Below are 1,397 nucleotides of genomic sequence, written 5' to 3' on the forward strand. Positions count from 1 at the left end.
CGCGGCGGATCGCGGCACGGGCCGCCGCGCGGCGGATGGCGTGGCTGCTGGGCGAGCGGCCGGGCGGGAAGGTCGGCTTCACCGTGCGCGGGGAGCGGCAGGCCGGCCGCGGGACCGTGGTCGAGGTGGTCACCACCGGCGTACTGCTGCAACGGCTGCACCGCGACCAGGAGCTGACCGGCGTCGATGTGGTCGTGCTCGACGAATGCCATGAGCGCCATCTGGACGCGGACACGGCCGCCGCCTTCCTGCTGGACGTCCGGGCCGCCCTGCGCCCCGACCTCCGGCTGATCGCCGCCTCGGCGACCACGGACGCGGAGGGCTGGGCGCGGCTGCTCGGCGACGGGGAGAGCGGCGAGCGCGGGACGGACGGCGGGGAAGGGGCGAGGGACGGCGGGGGCGGCCCTGAGGGGCCCGCACCGGTCGTGTCGGCCCCGGGTGTGTCCCATCCGGTGGAGGTGGTGTGGGCGCCGCCGGAGCGCCCCGTACGGCCGCCGCACGGGATGCGGGTGGACCCCGCCCTGCTGGCCCATGTCGCGGCCGTGGTGCGGCGGGCGCTGCGCGAGCGGGAGGGCGATGTGCTGTGCTTCCTGCCGGGCGTCGGGGAGATCGCCCGGGTGGCCGGGAAGCTGGGCGGGCTCGCCGAGGCGGAGGTCCTGCAAGTGCACGGGCGGGCACCCGCCGCCGTACAGGAGGCGGTGCTGGCGGGCGCGGACGGCGGACGGCGGCGGGTGGTGCTGGCCACCTCGGTCGCCGAGTCGAGCCTGACCGTACCGGGCGTGCGGATCGTCGTGGACTGCGGGCTGGCGCGTGAGCCCCGGATGGACCACGCACGCGGGCTGAGCGCGCTGACGACCGTAAGGGCGTCACGGGCGGCCGCCCGGCAGCGCGCGGGCCGTGCGGGGCGTGAGGCTCCCGGGGTGGTCTACCGCTGCTGGCCGGAGGCGGAGGACGCCCGGCTGCCGCGTTTCCCGTCCCCCGAGATCGCCGGCGCGGACCTTACGGCCTTCGCGCTCCAGACGGCGTGCTGGGGCGATCCGGACGCCTCGGGGCTGGCCCTGCTCGATCCGCCGCCCGCCGGGGCGATGACGGCCGCCCGCGAGACGCTGACCGCGATCGGCGCCGTGGACGCCGCCGGACGGGCCACCGAACGCGGCACCCGGATGGCCCGCCTCGGCCTCCACCCCCGGCTCGCGCGGGCGCTCATCGACGGCGCGATGGAGGTCGGCGCACGCCGGGCCGCCGAGGTGGTGGCCCTGCTGAGCGAGGAGCCCCCGAGGGAGTACGGCGACGACCTCGCCGCCGCCTGGCGCACCGCCCGCCACGGCGGCGACCCCTACGCCGCCCGCTGGCGCCAGGAGGCCCGGCGGCTGGAACAGGCCCTGACCGGCAGGGGC

At 78.6% G+C, this 1,397-nt stretch carries 1 protein-coding gene; it reads left to right on the forward strand.

The window, feature by feature from the left end; genetic code table 11:
* On the forward strand, positions 1-1,397 hold a 1,397-nt coding region (locus KN815_RS49075; RefSeq protein WP_301184723.1), incomplete at both ends, for a helicase-related protein.

The organism is Streptomyces niphimycinicus (assembly GCF_018883605.1).
GTDB classification, from domain to species: domain Bacteria; phylum Actinomycetota; class Actinomycetes; order Streptomycetales; family Streptomycetaceae; genus Streptomyces; species Streptomyces niphimycinicus.